The organism is Streptomyces canus (assembly GCF_001514145.1).
GTDB classification, from domain to species: domain Bacteria; phylum Actinomycetota; class Actinomycetes; order Streptomycetales; family Streptomycetaceae; genus Streptomyces; species Streptomyces canus.
The window spans coordinates 192,185-207,454 of record NZ_KQ948664.1; the positions used below are offsets into that span (position 1 = coordinate 192,185).

General features: G+C 68.2%; 11 protein-coding genes and 1 tRNA gene. 11 read left to right on the top strand and 1 reads right to left on the bottom strand.

The genetic code is table 11. The features are described 5' to 3' along the window. Nucleotides 1–807: 807 nt before the first annotated feature. From dnaN to AQJ46_RS27955, 9 genes are all read left to right on the top strand, one after another. A complete protein-coding gene (gene dnaN / locus AQJ46_RS27915; protein ID WP_020119489.1) occupies nt 808–1,938 on the top strand; it encodes a DNA polymerase III subunit beta in 1,131 nt (376 codons plus the stop codon). 126 nt (nt 1,939–2,064) lie between these two features. Beyond that, on the top strand, nt 2,065–2,940 hold the full coding sequence (gnd, locus tag AQJ46_RS27920) for a phosphogluconate dehydrogenase (NAD(+)-dependent, decarboxylating) (RefSeq protein ID WP_059208184.1): 876 nt from the start codon (nt 2,065–2,067) through the stop codon (nt 2,938–2,940). Nucleotides 2,941–3,005: 65 nt separating this feature from the next. Beyond that, complete coding sequence (gene recF, locus AQJ46_RS27925; protein WP_059208185.1) at nt 3,006–4,127, top strand: DNA replication/repair protein RecF; 1,122 nt, start codon at nt 3,006–3,008, stop codon at nt 4,125–4,127. After that, nucleotides 4,124–4,666, top strand: coding sequence for a DUF721 domain-containing protein (locus AQJ46_RS27930; RefSeq protein WP_059208186.1), 543 nt, complete (start codon nt 4,124–4,126; stop codon nt 4,664–4,666). The genes recF and AQJ46_RS27930 overlap by 4 nt, the downstream gene beginning before the upstream one ends. A 372-nt stretch (nt 4,667–5,038) precedes the next feature. Continuing rightward, nucleotides 5,039–7,111: a DNA topoisomerase (ATP-hydrolyzing) subunit B gene (gene gyrB / locus AQJ46_RS27935; RefSeq protein WP_059208187.1), complete on the top strand. Its 2,073-nt coding sequence runs from the start codon at nt 5,039–5,041 to the stop codon at nt 7,109–7,111. Between the two features lie 42 nt (nt 7,112–7,153). Further along, nucleotides 7,154–9,751 (top strand): DNA gyrase subunit A, encoded by a 2,598-nt coding sequence (gyrA, locus tag AQJ46_RS27940; protein WP_059208188.1) that lies wholly within the window; start codon nt 7,154–7,156, stop codon nt 9,749–9,751. 18 nt (nt 9,752–9,769) lie between these two features. After that, the gene (locus AQJ46_RS27945) at nt 9,770–10,573 is read left to right on the top strand and encodes a DUF3566 domain-containing protein (RefSeq protein WP_063803850.1); all 804 of its coding nucleotides are present in this window, start codon (nt 9,770–9,772) and stop codon (nt 10,571–10,573) included. A 111-nt stretch (nt 10,574–10,684) separates the two neighbouring features. Continuing rightward, nucleotides 10,685–10,761, top strand: a tRNA-Ile gene (locus AQJ46_RS27950). Between the two features lie 96 nt (nt 10,762–10,857). Further along, nucleotides 10,858–11,211, top strand: a complete 354-nt coding sequence (locus tag AQJ46_RS27955) for a VOC family protein (protein WP_059208190.1) — start codon at nt 10,858–10,860, stop codon at nt 11,209–11,211. Between the two features lie 205 nt (nt 11,212–11,416). Here AQJ46_RS27955 and AQJ46_RS27960 read toward each other — a convergent pair whose 3' ends face one another. Next, entirely contained in the window at nt 11,417–11,743 is a 327-nt protein-coding gene (locus tag AQJ46_RS27960; protein ID WP_059208191.1) for a DUF6344 domain-containing protein, read from the bottom strand. Between the two features lie 340 nt (nt 11,744–12,083). Between AQJ46_RS27960 and AQJ46_RS56300 the strand changes: the two genes are divergently transcribed. Beyond that, on the top strand, nt 12,084–12,212 hold the full coding sequence (locus AQJ46_RS56300) for a DLW-39 family protein (protein WP_003999697.1): 129 nt from the start codon (nt 12,084–12,086) through the stop codon (nt 12,210–12,212). A gap of 219 nt (nt 12,213–12,431) precedes the next feature. Continuing rightward, a complete protein-coding gene (locus AQJ46_RS27965) occupies nt 12,432–13,814 on the top strand; it encodes a hypothetical protein (protein WP_059208192.1) in 1,383 nt (460 codons plus the stop codon). Nucleotides 13,815–15,270 lie beyond the last annotated feature (1,456 nt).

The following is a 15,270-nucleotide window of genomic DNA, read 5'->3' on the forward strand; positions in this document are numbered from 1 at the left end:
GCCCTTCTTCATGCCGCCGTAGCCGGCTGTTCGATTCCCGGCCGGGTTACGGCCTCTCTCCACAGATCCGGTGACTTTTTCCCGTCCACATCCTGGGGACCGCGAAGTTGTCCAGATCACGGTCCACAGGCTCCCTGTTGAAAGACCATCAGGCCAGGTCAGGTGGTTGTGGATTCGTGGACGAACGATCTCCACAGACTGTGGACAGCGAGAAGATCCACAGGCTGTGCACCGAGTTGTCCACCGGCAACCCACAGGCCGGGGCCGGTTGTCCCCAGCGATCACCGGGTTCTCCACATGCCTGTCCACTGTTCGGCAACGCGACGCGCCTGATCACCGGGTCGAGTGAAAGGCGTCACACGAAGGTGCCGGGTTGGGCTGTGGGAAACGTGGGTAAAGCTGGGGACGGCGCTGGGGAGAAGTCGCCTCAGGCTGTGCACGGAGTGTGCAGAACTTTCTGTTCTCCACAGATACGCCCGGTTGTCCACCGCCTCCGCCCACAGGGCCAGTGGACAAAATTTCCCCTCTGAGCTGGGAAAACGGGGTTATCCACGGTATCCACAGCCCCTACTACTACTCCCAACTAGAGAGAGCTGGGAATCCGTTTCGAAGTGGGGCCTGTGCACAACTCGCTGTCCGGCTCCCGACTGCCCCTCGTCACGACTTGACCCCGAGAGGCACCTACTGTCAGTGGGGTGCGTCAGACTGTTCCCCGGTGTCCTTCCCGGCACAGGGACCGACGACACCGAGACAGACGACGAAGCCAGGCAGGCCGAGCAGCGCCGGCAACAGCAGGAGGCGGCAACAGTGAAGATCCGGGTGGAACGCGACGTACTCGCGGAGGCAGTGGCCTGGGCGGCGCGCAGCCTCCCGGCCCGTCCGCCGGCGCCTGTCCTCGCCGGCCTTCTCCTGAAGGCCGAGGAAGGCCAGCTGAGCCTGTCCAGCTTCGACTACGAGGTCTCCGCGCGGGTGTCCGTGGAGGCCGAGGTCGAGGAGGAGGGCACGGTGCTGGTCTCCGGCCGCCTGCTCGCCGACATCTGCCGCGCCCTCCCCAACCGTCCGGTGGAGATTTCCACAGACGGTGTACGGGCCACGGTGGTCTGCGGCTCCTCGCGGTTCACACTCCACACCCTGCCTGTGGAGGAGTACCCGGCGCTGCCGCAGATGCCGAGCGCCACGGGCACCGTCCCCGGTGAGGTCTTCGCCTCCGCCGCCGCCCAGGTGGCCATCGCCGCGGGCCGTGACGACACGCTCCCCGTCCTGACCGGTGTGCGCATCGAGATCGAGGGCGACACCGTCACGCTGGCGTCCACCGACCGCTACCGCTTCGCCGTCCGCGAGTTCCTGTGGAAGCCGGAGAACCCGGAGGCGTCCGCGGTCGCCCTGGTGCCCGCCAAGACGCTCCTGGACACCGCCAAGGCGCTTACGAGCGGCGACAGCGTCATCCTGGCGCTGTCCGGTTCGGGTGCGGGCGAGGGCCTGATCGGCTTCGAGGGCGCGGGCCGCCGTACGACCACGCGTCTGCTCGAAGGCGACCTGCCGAAGTACCGCTCGCTGTTCCCGACGGAGTTCAACTCCGTCGCCGTGATCGAGACCGCCCCCTTCGTGGAGGCCGTCAAGCGTGTGGCCCTGGTCGCCGAGCGCAACACCCCGGTGCGGCTGAGCTTCGAGCAGGGCGTGCTGATCCTGGAGGCCGGTTCCAGCGACGACGCACAGGCTGTGGAAAGGGTGGACGCCCAGCTGGAGGGCGACGACGTCTCGATCGCCTTCAACCCGACCTTCCTGCTGGACGGCCTGAGCGCCATCGACTCCCCGGTGGCCCAGCTGTCCTTCACGACGTCCACCAAGCCGGCGCTGCTGAGTGGCAAGCCGGCCCTGGACGCCGAGGCGGACGAGGCCTACAAGTACCTGATCATGCCGGTGCGGCTGAGCGGCTGAGTCAAAGCCCCAGGTGAGGGCATACGTTTGAGCGCGTATGCCCACAGGTGTGCGTGAGCGTCCGGGTTTAGGCTCGTACGTGGGTACGAAAGTGCTCTCACGCCACAGCAACCTAAGGAACCATTGATGGAGCTCGGTCTCATCGGCCTCGGCAAGATGGGCGGCAACATGCGCGAGCGGATCCGCCGCGCAGGCCACACCGTGATCGGATACGACCGCAACCCGGACCTCGCCGATGTCCACAGCCTGAAGGAGCTTGTGGACGCGTTGCAGGGCCCGCGGGTCGTGTGGGTGATGGTCCCGGCCGGTGCGCCGACCCAGGCGACGATCGACGAGCTGGCCGAGCTCCTGGAGCCCGGTGACGTCGTGGTGGACGGCGGGAACTCCCGCTGGACGGACGACGAGAAGCACGCCGAGGAGCTGGCCGCCAAGGGCATCGGCTTCGTCGACTGCGGCGTCTCCGGTGGTGTGTGGGGCCTGGAGAACGGCTACGCGCTGATGTACGGCGGCGACGCGGAGAACGTCGCCAAGGCGCAGCCCGTCTTCGACGCCCTCAAGCCCAAGGGCGACGCCGGTGCGGTGCACGCCGGCAAGGTCGGCGCCGGCCACTTCGCGAAGATGGTCCACAACGGCATCGAGTACGCGATGATGCAGGCCTACGCCGAGGGCTGGGAGCTCCTTGAGAAGGTCGACTCCGTGACCGACGTCCGGGAGGTCTTCCGCTCCTGGCAGGAGGGCACGGTCATCCGTTCCTGGCTTCTCGACCTCGCGGTCAACGCCCTCGACGAGGACGAGCACCTGGACAAGCTGCGCGGTTTCGCACAGGACTCCGGCGAGGGCCGGTGGACCGTGGAAGCCGCCATAGACCACGCGGTACCGCTGCCGGCGATCACCGCGTCGCTGTTCGCGCGGTTCGCGTCCCGCCAGGACGACGCGCCGCAGATGAAGATGATCGCGGCGCTGCGGAACCAGTTCGGCGGCCACGCGGTCGAGACGAAGTAATCCACAGGGCTGCGGAGCAATCCACAAGCCGCAGTCCACAACCTGGGGGAGGTCGGCGACCGACCATGCACGTCACGCATCTGTCGCTGGCCGACTTCCGCTCGTACGCCCGGGTCGAAGTTCCGCTCGACCCGGGCGTCACCGCGTTCGTGGGCCCCAACGGGCAGGGCAAGACGAACCTGGTCGAGGCGATCGGCTACCTTGCCACCCTCGGCAGCCACCGGGTTGCCTCCGACGCCCCCCTGGTCAGGATGGGCGCCGACCGTGCGATCGTCCGGGCGCAGGTCAGACAGGGCGAGCGGCAGCAGCTGGTCGAGCTCGAGCTCAATCCCGGCAAGGCGAACCGCGCCCGGATCAACAGGTCCTCACAGGTCAGGCCACGTGATGTGCTCGGGATCGTGCGGACCGTGCTGTTCGCGCCGGAGGATCTCGCGCTGGTGAAGGGCGACCCGGGCGAGCGGCGCCGCTTCCTGGACGAGCTGATCACCGCCCGCTCCCCGCGCATGGCCGGCGTCCGCTCGGACTACGAGCGCGTCCTCAAGCAGCGCAACACCCTGCTGAAGTCGGCCGCGCTCGCGAGGAGGCACGGCGGTCGCTCGATGGACCTGTCCACCCTCGACGTGTGGGATCAGCATCTGGCGCGCGTGGGCGCCGAGTTGCTCGCTCAGCGGCTCGATCTGATCGCCGCGCTCCAGCCGCTGGCCGACAAGGCGTACGAGCAACTGGCACCCGGCGGCGGCCCGGTCGCTCTGGAGTACAAGCCGTCCGCGCCGGGCGAGGCACACACGCGTGAGGATCTCTACGAGCAGTTGATGGCCGCTCTCGCGGAGTCGCGCAAGCCGGAGATCGAGCGGGGTGTGACCCTCGTAGGACCGCATCGGGACGATCTGCTTCTCAAACTCGGTCAGCTGCCCGCCAAGGGATACGCCTCGCACGGCGAGTCCTGGTCGTACGCGCTGTCGCTGCGCCTCGCGTCGTACGACCTGCTCAGGGCCGAGGGCAACGAACCCGTGCTGATCCTCGACGACGTGTTCGCCGAGCTGGACACCCGTCGCCGTGAGCGCCTGGCCGAGCTCGTGGCGCCCGGTGAGCAGGTCCTGGTGACGGCGGCGGTCGACGACGACGTGCCGCACGTGCTGATGGGGACGCGGTACACCGTGTCCGAGGGGACAGTGGAGCGCGTATGACCGACGAACAACCGCCCGCGGAGATCCCCAAGCCCGCCGAGCCGTCCGGCGTCGACCTCGCGCGCGTGGCGCTCAGGGCCGCGAAGGAACAGGCACGCGCGCGTGGGGACGCGGCGCAGCAGAAGCGCCAGGCCCGGCGCGGTGGCGGGCTGCGCTCCGGCGCGCGCGCCGACGGACGCGACCCCATGGCGTTCGGGGCCGCCATCAACCGCCTGATCACCGAGCGCGGTTGGGAGACGCCCGCCGCGGTGGGCGGGGTGATGGGGCGCTGGCCGCAGATCGTGGGCGAGGACCTGGCCAAGCACTGTGAGCCGGAGAAGTACGACGAGGACGAGCGGGTCCTGGTGGTGCGCTGTGACTCGACCGCGTGGGCGACGAATCTGCGGCTGCTCGCGCCGCAGCTGGTGGCCCGTCTGAACGAGGATCTCGGGCACGGCGCCGTTAAGTTGATCAAGGTGAACGGCCCCGGCGGCCCCGCCCGCCGCTACGGTCCGCTGCGCGCCCCGGGCAGCACAGGACCCGGTGACACCTACGGGTGATGGACATCACATCAAGGGCGTCGGCGGTGCCTTCGGGGCATCGGCGACGCCTTTGTCGTAGCTCCGTACGCGGTGGCGAATTCCGACCTGACTCCCAAGTAGCCATGGGTTGACAGCCCGAAGCGCTGAGTGCCTCCGTGAGCCTCTTGGAGCCCCGCTCCGTATATGGGGACCCGGAAGACGCCGGTTGAGGGCGGCACATGAGGACTCAGGTACCGGCAAACCCCCATCACTGTCGGCGCTACCGGTAGACTGGAAGCTAATCCCGCCCCAAACGTGGGGACCGCCCGGGAAACGCTGAGCAACGCTGATCAAGGCTTACCAACGCAACATGCCGCAGCCGCTCCGGCAACCCGCCGACGAGCCTGGCTCGTGCTGTGCCAGAAAGGGCGCTTCGTGGCCGATTCCGGCAACCCCAACGAGAACATCCCGTCCACCGACGCCGAGGCGACCTCGTCGAACGGCGAGGTAACCGCCTCGTACGACGCCAGCGCCATCACCGTCCTCGAGGGTCTGGACGCGGTCCGCAAGCGACCCGGTATGTACATCGGCTCGACCGGCGAGCGCGGCCTGCACCACCTGGTGCAGGAGGTCGTCGACAACTCCGTGGACGAGGCGCTGGCCGGCCACGCGGACACCATCGACGTGACGATCCTGGCCGACGGCGGCGTGCGTGTCGTCGACAACGGCCGAGGCATCCCGGTGGGCATCGTCCCCTCCGAGGGCAAGCCGGCCGTCGAGGTCGTGCTGACGGTGCTGCACGCGGGCGGCAAGTTCGGCGGTGGCGGCTACGCGGTCTCCGGCGGTCTGCACGGCGTGGGTGTCTCCGTGGTGAACGCCCTGTCCAGCAAGGTCGCCGTCGAGGTCAAGACCGACGGCTACCGCTGGACCCAGGACTACAAGCTGGGCGTCCCGACGGCTCCGCTGGCCAAGCACGAGGCGACGGACGAGCACGGCACGTCGGTCACGTTCTGGGCCGACGCCGACATCTTCGAGACCACCGAGTACTCCTTCGAGACGCTCTCCCGCCGCTTCCAGGAGATGGCGTTCCTCAACAAGGGTTTGAGGATCAAACTCACCGACGAGCGCGAGTCGGCGAAGGCCACCGCCGGGGCGGACGAGGCGGGCGCCGACGAGAAGGACGAAGTCAAGGTCGTCGAGTACCACTACGAGGGCGGCATCGTCGACTTCGTGAAGTACCTCAACTCCCGCAAGGGAGACGTGGTGCACCCCACCGTGATCGACCTGGAGGCCGAGGACAAGGACAAGCTCCTGTCCCTCGAGGTCGCGATGCAGTGGAACAGCAGCTACACCGAGGGCGTCTACTCCTTCGCGAACATCATCCACACGCACGAGGGCGGCACGCACGAGGAAGGCTTCCGCGCGGCGCTGACGAACCTCGTCAACAAGTACGCGCGCGACAAGAAGCTGCTGCGTGAGAAGGACGACAACCTCACGGGTGACGACATCCGCGAGGGTCTGACCGCGATCATCTCGGTGAAGCTGAGCGAGCCGCAGTTCGAGGGCCAGACCAAGACCAAGCTGGGCAACACCGAGGTGAAGACCTTCGTTCAGAAGGTCGTCTACGAGCACCTCACCGACTGGCTGGACCGCAACCCCGTCGAGGCCGCGGACATCATCCGCAAGGGCATCCAGGCGGCCACCGCGCGCGTGGCGGCCCGCAAGGCCCGTGACCTGACGCGTCGCAAGGGCCTCCTGGAGACCGCGTCCCTGCCGGGCAAGCTCTCCGACTGCCAGTCGAACGACCCCACCAAGTGCGAGATCTTCATCGTCGAGGGTGACTCCGCCGGCGGTTCGGCCAAGTCCGGCCGAAACCCCGAGTACCAGGCGATCCTCCCGATCCGCGGCAAGATCCTGAACGTCGAGAAGGCCCGGATCGACAAGATCCTGCAGAACCAGGAGATCCAGGCGCTGATCTCGGCCTTCGGTACCGGGGTCCACGAGGACTTCGACATCGAGAAGCTGCGCTATCACAAGATCATCCTGATGGCGGACGCCGACGTCGACGGCCAGCACATCTCCACGCTGCTGCTGACCTTCCTGTTCCGCTTCATGCGGCCGCTGGTCGAGGCCGGGCACGTGTACCTCTCCCGTCCCCCTCTGTACAAGATCAAGTGGGGCCGGGACGACGTCGAGTACGCCTACTCGGACCGCGAGCGCGACGCACTGATCGAGATGGGCCGCCAGCGCGGCAAGCGCATCCGCGAGGACTCCATCCAGCGCTTCAAGGGTCTCGGCGAGATGAACGCCGAGGAGCTGCGGGTGACCACCATGGACCAGGAGCACCGCGTCCTGGGCCAGGTCACCCTCGACGACGCCGCCCAGGCGGACGACCTGTTCTCCGTGCTGATGGGCGAGGACGTGGAGGCCCGCCGCCAGTTCATCCAGCGCAACGCCAAGGACGTCCGCTTCCTCGACATCTGAGTCGGTCTCAGCTGACCGCACCAGGAAGGATCTTCACCCGCAATGGCCGACGAGAACACGCCCGTCACCTCTGAAGAGGGCGGCGTCATCGCCCAGCGTGTCGAGCCCGTCGGGCTCGAGACGGAGATGCAGCGTTCGTACCTGGACTACGCGATGTCCGTCATCGTGTCCCGTGCGCTGCCGGACGTCCGGGACGGTCTCAAGCCCGTCCACCGCCGCGTCCTGTACGCCATGTACGACGGCGGCTACCGCCCCGAGCGCGGCTTCTACAAGTGCGCGCGCGTGGTCGGCGACGTCATGGGCAACTACCACCCCCACGGCGACTCCTCGATCTACGACGCCCTGGTGCGCCTCGCCCAGCCGTGGTCGATGCGGATGCCGCTGGTGGACTCCAACGGCAACTTCGGCTCCCCGGGCAATGACCCGGCGGCGGCGATGCGCTACACCGAGTGCAAGCTCGCGCCGCTGTCGATGGAGATGGTCCGTGACATCGACGAGGAGACCGTCGACTTCACGGACAACTACGACGGCCGCTCCCAGGAGCCGACCGTCCTGCCGGCCCGCTTCCCGAACCTGCTGATCAACGGCTCGGCCGGCATCGCGGTCGGCATGGCGACCAACATCCCGCCGCACAACCTGCGCGAGGTCGCTTCCGGCGCCCAGTGGTACCTGGAGAACCCGGAGGCCTCGCACGAGGAGCTCCTGGACGCCCTCATCGAGCGCATCAAGGGCCCCGACTTCCCGACCGGCGCGCTCGTCGTGGGCCGCAAGGGCATCGAGGAGGCGTACCGCACCGGTCGCGGCTCGATCACCATGCGCGCGGTCGTCGAGGTCGAGGAGATCCAGAACCGCCAGTGCCTGGTGGTCACGGAACTGCCGTACCAGACCAACCCCGACAACCTCGCGCAGAAGATCGCCGACCTGGTGAAGGACGGCAAGGTCGGCGGCATCGCGGACGTCCGGGACGAGACGTCGTCGCGTACGGGCCAGCGGCTCGTGATCGTTCTGAAGCGTGACGCGGTCGCCAAGGTCGTACTGAACAACCTGTACAAGCACACGGACCTGCAGTCGAACTTCGGCGCCAACATGCTGGCGCTCGTCGACGGTGTCCCCCGCACCCTCTCGCTCGACGCGTTCATCCGGCACTGGGTGGCGCACCAGATCGAGGTCATCGTCCGTCGTACGAAGTTCCGGCTGCGCAAGGCCGAGGAGCGGGCGCACATCCTGCGCGGCCTCCTCAAGGCCCTGGACGCCATCGACGAGGTCATCGCGCTGATCCGGCGCAGCGACACCGTCGACATCGCGCGCACGGGCCTGATGGAGCTCCTGGAGATCGACGAGATCCAGGCCAACGCCATCCTCGAGATGCAGTTGCGCCGCCTCGCCGCCCTGGAGCGCCAGAAGATCGTCCAGGAGCACGACGAACTCCAGGCGAAGATCACGGAGTACAACGAGATCCTTGCCTCGCCGGTCCGCCAGCGCGGCATCGTCAGCGCCGAGCTCACCGCGATCGTCGACAAGTACGGCGACGACCGCAAGACCATGCTGGTGCCCTACGACGGCGACATGTCCATCGAGGACCTCATCGCCGAGGAGGACATCGTCGTCACGGTGTCGCGCGGCGGTTACGTCAAGCGCACCAAGACCGTCGACTACCGCGCCCAGAAGCGCGGCGGCAAGGGCGTACGCGGCACGAAGCTCAAGGAAGACGACATCGTCGACCACTTCTTCGTCTCCACGACGCACCACTGGCTGCTGTTCTTCACCAACAAGGGCCGCGTCTACCGGGCCAAGGCGTACGAACTGCCGGACGCCGGCCGTGACGCGCGTGGACAGCACGTCGCCAACCTGCTGGCCTTCCAGCCGGACGAGGCGATCGCCGAGATCCTCGCGATCCGCGACTACGACGCGGCGCCGTACCTGGTGCTCGCCACGAAGGCGGGTCTGGTCAAGAAGACGTCACTGAAGGATTACGACTCTCCGCGTTCCGGTGGCGTCATCGCCATCAATCTCCGTGAGCGCGAGGACGGTTCGGACGACGAACTGATCGGTGCCGAACTCGTCTCGGCCGACAGTGATCTGCTTCTGATCAGCAAGAAGGCGCAGTCGATCAGGTTCACCGCCTCGGACGACACCCTGCGTCCCATGGGCCGCGCCACCTCGGGTGTCAAGGGCATGAGTTTCCGTGAGGGAGACGAGCTGCTCTCGATGAATGTTGTTCGACCCGGTACGTTCGTGTTCACTGCTACGGACGGCGGGTACGCGAAGCGGACCCCTGTCGACGAGTACCGCGTCCAGGGTCGCGGCGGCCTCGGTATCAAGGCTGCCAAGATCGTGGAGGACCGTGGATCGCTCGTCGGAGCGCTGGTGGTCGAGGAGACCGACGAGATCCTCGCCATCACGCTGTCCGGCGGTGTGATTCGTACGCGAGTCAGCGGGGTCAGGGAGACGGGCCGTGACACCATGGGCGTCCAACTGATCAACCTGGGCAAGCGCGATGCCGTGGTCGGCATCGCACGTAACGCCGAGGCGGGACGTGAGGCGGAGGAGGTCGACGGCGATGTGGCCGACGACGAGACCGCCGAGGGTGCCGCCACGACCATCGGCACGGACGAGGGTGAGGCACCCTCGGCCGAGTAGCACGAGGAGTGAGTCATCGTGAGCGGAGCCACGGGCGCCGGATCGACCGGAACCTCTACGGGTTCTTCCCCCGGCTCGGGGGCGGACGGCGGCGGCCGTGGCTCTGCCGCGCGTGCGGCAGAAACGCAGCCAACAGATACGCACACGACTCAACTCAAGGCGATCAAGCCGCCCGCGACGGACTCGCGCTCGCCCGAGACTCATGGATCCCAGGGGGGACCTGTGACGGACACCCAGCCGCCGGCCCAGCCGACGGCGCCCGCCGCACCGCCGAAGGCGGCGGCTCAGCCGCAGCCCGCGGTGCAGCCCCAGCCTTCGCCCTCTCCGCTGCCGGGGGAACGCCGGCCGCAGCAGCAGGCCGGTCCGTACCACCCACCGCAGGCCTACCCGACGCAGGCCACGCCGGCCGGTGCCGTACGGCGCCCGCGCACCGGCGCGCGCACCACGCCCCGTACCCGCAAGGCACGTCTGCGGGTGGCCAAGGCCGACCCGTGGTCCGTCATGAAGGTCAGCTTCCTGCTCTCCATCGCGCTGGGCATCTGCACGATCGTCGCGGCCGCCGTGCTGTGGATGGTCATGGACGCGATGGGCGTCTTCTCGACGGTCGGCGGGACGATCTCCGAGGCGACCGGCTCGAACGAGTCGAACGGCTTCGACCTCCAGGCGTTCCTCTCCCTGCCGAACGTCCTGATGTTCACGTCGATCATCGCGGTCATCGACGTCGTCCTCGCGACGGCTCTCGCGACCCTCGGCGCGTTCATCTACAACCTCTCCGCGGGCTTCGTCGGCGGCGTCGAGCTGACGCTGGCGGAGGACGAGTAGCGCTGCCTCAAACCTGCGGAGGCGGTCCTCGGGGAACCGATTTTGGGACTGCCCACGTCGTGCGCTAATCTTCAGGAGTCAGCGCGCGGGACACACTCCGCAGAGCGCGGCGGGGCTATAGCTCAGTTGGTTAGAGCGCATCCCTGATAAGGATGAGGCCACAGGTTCAAATCCTGTTAGCCCCACCAGCACGAAGGCCCCCAGCCGATCTTGGTTGGGGGTTTTTGTCATGTCCGACGGATATCAGTTGCGGGGGCCGCGTCACGCGTGCCTAGACTCCGCAGATGACCTTGGAATGGGAACAGGTAATCGTTCACTCGGTGGATCCGGTCGCCCTGGGTCAGTGGTGGGCCGAGGCTCTTGGCTGGGTGGTCGTCCACTCCTCCGATGAGGAGTTCGAGATCCGCCCGGAGCCGGATCGCCTGCCAGGGTTGGACTTCGTCAGGATCACAGAGAGCAAGAAAGTCAAAAGTCGGCTGCATCTCGACTTCCGGCCCGATGACCAGGCCGCCGAGGTGGCTCGCCTTGAAGCTCATGGTGCCAAGCGTGTCGACATCGGTCAGGGGGACCAGTCGTGGGTCGTCATGGCAGACCCTGAAGGCAACGAGTTCTGTGTTCTGGGCCAACGGCGTCAGTGAGAACGCCTGAGCCCATCCTCTTGGCTCCACCGGACACGAAGACCTTCAGCCGGTTCCGGTTGGGGGTCTTCGGCGTACGGGCGGGTGTTTTCGTGCGGTGCTGTGCGCGACGTCGTCATTTCTTCGGCGCTTCTTTGATGCGTCTTCGGTGCGTCTTTGCTGCGTAATCAATACGTTTAGGCGTTTCTCAGATGCTGCAGTGGCGTCAGGCACAGTCCGCTGCAGCGGGCTGGGCTGTGTCCGCTTCCGTGGCTGTGGCCGTGTCGGCGAGGGAGCGGGAGCGGCAGCTGGGGGTCTTGCCGTGGGCCTCGGCCCGGATGCGCTGCTTCATCGTGGGAGGCAGGGATCTGACGTAGGACCACAGGCCGTGCATCGCCAGGGGCTCCGGGTGTGCGACCGCGCTGTTGCGGGCCGGCTGGGTCTGCGGTACGGCAGCGGCGGCGGTCGTCGTGACGAGTCCGAGCGCCGTGAACAGCGCGACAAAGGCGGTGACGACGACGGTCCACAGCTTCATGACCTTGTTCATGGCCATGGTCCCTCACTTTCGGGGTCGGTCGATTTGCGTACTTTCCTCATGATGTGTATGGGCGTCGCGAAAGCACGGACCCGAGGTCGTGGCGCGTCGATCTTCAGATGAACAGCACACGAATGGGTGCATAGAAGGAGAAAAATGGGAGAACCTGGGCGATACGGGGTTAAGTGACCGTCCGTGGAGATGTGATCACCCTCTGATCGGAGGTCCCTGTTCCGCTTCTACTGGGCCGCTCGCGACGGGAGTTGAGGGCTCGGACGCAGGTCACCGATCGGTATCGGTCGGTGTGTATAGTCGGGCGCCAGAGGTCCCCTACGTCAAGGAAAGACGAGGTCGCACGGTGAAGAAGCTTCTTCTGGTCGCACTGGCCGCCATCGGCGGGCTCCTCGTGTACCGCCAGATCCAGGCGGATCGCGCCGAGCAGGATCTGTGGACGGAGGCGACTGACTCCGTGCCCACGGGTTCGTGAGTACCGAGATCCGATTCTGAACAGACCCCGGCCGTTGTTGCGGTCGGGGTTTTGTGTTGCCCGGGACCGGCGGCCGGAGGTTTAGGACGGGCGTACGGATTGCGAGGGTGGGCGGCGATCCGGCGGGGCAGGATGGGCCACGGCCGGCCGTACAGGTGGTCGTGTCGCATCGATGACGGTAGTGGGAGCGCGGGCACGGGCACGGAGGGGTGGCGCGGGATGGGGCGGCGTACGGCGTGGTGGCGGGTGGCCGTCGTGGGGATCGTGCTGGGAGCGGTGGCTGGTGCGCCGGGGTCTCCTGGCTTCGCCGCCTCCGCCTCGCCCTCCACGTCTCCCCCCGCCCCTCCTCCTACCTCCGCCTCTCCGTCTTCCTCCGCTACGGCCTCCTCGTACGCCTTCGCCGAAGACGCCCCGTCGGTCACCGGAGCGGCGGACACCGCGGACGCCGAGATCCTCGAACCCGGCAGGACGTACCGGAGTTCGCTGCCGAGTGACGGCAAGGTCTACTACCGCCTCCGACTCGACGGCACGTCGACCGTGTACGTCGCCGCGACGGCCGTACCCCCGACCGACGTGGCGGTCACTCCCACCGAAGGCGTCAGGGTGTCCGTGCAGGACGCCGACGGACGTTCCTGCTCCGCGGCGGACACCGCCAGCATCGGCGCCGGCCGCAGCCCGCGTCCCCTCACCGTGTGGGGCGCTCGTCAGCTCTCGCCGAGCCGGTCGCTGTGCCAGGGCGCCGGGACGTACTACGTCGTCGTCGAGCGCGTACTGCGCACCGAGTCCACGCCGGGCGACTGGGACCTGGAGCTCGCGCCCGTGCTGGAACCGCGGTTGCGGAAGGCCGGTTCGACCAGTGCGCCCGAGGCCTGGGACTCGGCCACGCCCTCGCCTCCCGCCGGGACTGCCGTGCGGGTGCGGGGCGGCGGGGGATTCGGCTCGTCGACCGCGCTGGAGCAGGGGGTCTGGCGCGACGACGTGAGGCCCGGGCAGACGCTGTTCTACGAAGTGCCGGTCGACTGGGGACAGCAGGTGTACGCCACCGCCGATCTGAGCAGTGCGAGCGGCGGCGGGGCGGGTGGGGGTTTCGTGCCGGGGGGCGTGAATCTGGCGCTGTACAACCCCGTGCGCGGACTCGTCGACGCCACGAGCATCAGTTACAACGGCAGCCAGAAGTCGGGCGCGCTCGCTGCCCTGCCGCCGGTCGGGTACGACAACCGGTACGCCGTTTCCGACCGGGTGAACGGGATGCGGTTCGCCGGGGCCTACTACCTCGTCGTGCATCTCGCCGCGCGGGTGGGCGAGGAATTCGGCGACGGGCCGTTCGGACTGGTGCTGCGGGTGCGGGTGAAGGGGGAGGCGACGGCCGGGCCCGGTTATGCGGGACAGTCCGAGCCGTCGGGAATCTTCCAGGTGGGGCTACTCGGGCAGAGTTCCGGGGCGGCGGGCCAGGCGGACTCGAGCGGCGGTGACGGTGGTGGGAGCGGCGGTGATGCCGGAATGAAGCTGGTGGCCGCCGGGGGGATCGGGGCTGGGACCGTGGTGTTGGTGGTGCTCGGGGTGTGGGTTGTGGTGGGGCGGCGTAGGGCTGCCGGGGTGTAGGGGCGGGGTCAGGGCGTCGGGCCTGCCTGGGCGTTTGGCTGTGGGCTGGGCCTGAGGGCTGTACCTGGGGGCCTGGGGCCTGGAGGGCATGTGAGGCACGCGGGCTGTGGGCCTGGGATGCAGGGCTCGTGGGGTGCTGGGGCCTTGGGGATACCGGGGCGGGGCATCGCGGGGTTCTCCGGAGGCGTGTGGCTGCCTTGCCGCCGAGCGGTGCCCGCGTGAGATTTCGGGGCGGCGGTGCGTCAGGACCGCGGGGCTGCACACGGCGCAGGCGGCTTGGGATTGTGGTCTGTCCGGGGTGCAGGGTCCTCAGATCTGGGTGAGTGCCCAGAACCCCACGGCGTAGCAGGCCAGGGCCAGGAGCAGGAGGGGGATCGCCACCTTTGCGGGTGGGCCGGTCCGGCGTGCTCGCGAAAGTGACGGGGCGCGGGGTGGAACCTGCGGGCTCTGAGCGGTGTACGAAGCAGTAGAGGCATCAGCGTTGGGCTGGTACGGGACTGGTGTGGGGGCCTGCGTGGGGAAGCGTGGGGCGTGGGGCTGAGGGGAGGGCAGGACATGAGTCGGGGGTGTGGGGTCGTGGGGGGAGACGTAGGCGGAGTGGGACGGGGCAGGCCGGTATGGCTGTCCCTGGGCCTGCGGGTGGTGGTGATGCGGCTGTGCCTGGTGCTCCGGTGGGGTGGAGGGCTGGGAGCGCGAGTCCGCGGGCCGGGGCGGTGGCAGATGGAAGCTGCCGGTGTCCGACACCGAGGGTGGCTGGGTGGGTGCGGGTGGGGTGTGATGCGTGGGCCAGGGCATGGCGCTTCTTTCGCCGGGCGGGGGAGATTCGCTCCTCTCGCTGGGGCGGGGCGATTCCCTGTACTCGCCGGGTCGGGCCGGGTCGTTGCCTTCGCTGGGCCAGGGCGCGGCGCTTCTTTGACCGAGCCAGGGCGACTCGTTGTCCTCACCGGGCCGGGACACAGGCCCGTTCGTCCCACCGAGCTCGTGCACAGTGTCGTTCGCTTCGCCGTGCGGGTAGGGAGCGCCCTTCGTCCCACCTCGCTGGTTGGCCGCGTCGCTTGCCTCACGAGGGCGGTGAGGGATTCCACTCTCTTCGCCGTGCCAGGGCACCCTGCCTGGCACCCCTGGCTGGGAGGACCACCCCACGCCTTCGCCGTGCCAGGAGGGGGTCCCGCTTGCTTCACCGGGCTGGGAGGAGACTGGTCCATTCCCTTCGCCGGGCCAGTAGGGGGCTCCGTCCGCTTCACCGGGCTGGGAGGAGACTGGTCCATTCCCTTCGCCGGGCCAGTAGGGGGCTCCGTCCGCTTCACCCGGTTGGGAGGAGGCCGGCCCATCCCCTTCGCCGGGCCGGAAGGGGGATCCCTCCGCTTCACGAGGCTGGGAGCCTGCCCCAGAACTCACCCCGTTTCCCTCACCGAACCAGGAGGACGCCCCACCGCCCCCATTGCCCGCACCGGGC

Excerpts from the sequence above, each read along its gene's own strand:
- gnd (WP_059208184.1), top strand. The coding sequence starts at position 2,065 with ATGGAGCTCGGTCTCATCGGCCTCGGCAAGATGGGCGGCAACATGCGC.
- recF (WP_059208185.1), top strand. The coding sequence starts at position 3,006 with ATGCACGTCACGCATCTGTCGCTGGCCGACTTCCGCTCGTACGCCCGG.
- AQJ46_RS27930 (WP_059208186.1), top strand. The coding sequence starts at position 4,124 with ATGACCGACGAACAACCGCCCGCGGAGATCCCCAAGCCCGCCGAGCCG.
- gyrA (WP_059208188.1), top strand. The coding sequence starts at position 7,154 with ATGGCCGACGAGAACACGCCCGTCACCTCTGAAGAGGGCGGCGTCATC.
- AQJ46_RS27955 (WP_059208190.1), top strand. The coding sequence starts at position 10,858 with ATGACCTTGGAATGGGAACAGGTAATCGTTCACTCGGTGGATCCGGTC.
- AQJ46_RS27960 (WP_059208191.1), bottom strand. The coding sequence starts at position 11,743 with ATGGCCATGAACAAGGTCATGAAGCTGTGGACCGTCGTCGTCACCGCC.
- AQJ46_RS27965 (WP_059208192.1), top strand. The coding sequence starts at position 12,432 with ATGGGGCGGCGTACGGCGTGGTGGCGGGTGGCCGTCGTGGGGATCGTG.